This is a genomic window from Mesorhizobium sp. M7A.F.Ca.AU.002.02.1.1, assembly GCF_003998535.1.
Classification (GTDB): Bacteria; Pseudomonadota; Alphaproteobacteria; order Rhizobiales; family Rhizobiaceae; genus Mesorhizobium; species Mesorhizobium ciceri.
Genome location: NZ_RZPB01001414.1, coordinates 1 through 612, shown reverse-complemented (window position 1 = coordinate 612; position 612 = coordinate 1). Strand labels below are relative to the sequence as shown.

Sequence of the window (612 nt, the reverse complement as noted above, 5' to 3'; positions counted from 1 at the left end):
TGTTCGAACGTCACCATCGACGAGTCGAACTGACCGACACCGGCCGGCGTCTGCTGGATCAGCTTGTCAGAAGTTTCGACGCCATCGATACCTTGCTTGGCGATCTGGTGGCGACACCGGCACAGTCCGTGGTCCGCGTCAGTGTCGAGCCGTCGCTTGCCTCCGTGTGGCTGGTTCCCCGGCTCAACCGGTTTCGCCAATTGCGGCCCGACATCGACGTCTCCCTCGAAGTCGATCCAAGGCTGATCGAGTTCCGCAGCGATCAGCCGGAGCTTGCCTTGCGCTTCAGCGCGCATGCCGACTCGTGGCCGCGCAGCCAGGCCGAGCGGCTTGCCTCGACGGTCGATTCGCCGGTCCTGTCGCCGGCGCTGCTTGCTTCTGGCCCTGCCCTCAGGAAGCCAATCGATCTTGGCCGCTACACGCTTTTGCACGAGGAGAACCGCCAGGGCTGGGCGCGCTGGTTCGAAGCGGCCGGCGTGCCCGCCGACGCCGTGCCCGCGCGCGGGCCGATGCTGGCGGATGCGTCGCTTTCAAAGCAGGCCGCCTTGCTCGGACATGGCGTGGCATTGGGCGATCTGTTGCAGATCGGCGGGGAAATCCCATCCGGCGCGC

1 protein-coding gene is annotated in these 612 nt (G+C 66.3%); it reads left to right on the top strand.

Features of this window, described 5'->3' with window-relative positions:
• Positions 1-612, top strand: a 612-nt coding sequence (locus EN879_RS38085; protein ID WP_127274818.1) for a LysR substrate-binding domain-containing protein, incomplete at both ends; no start/stop codon positions are given.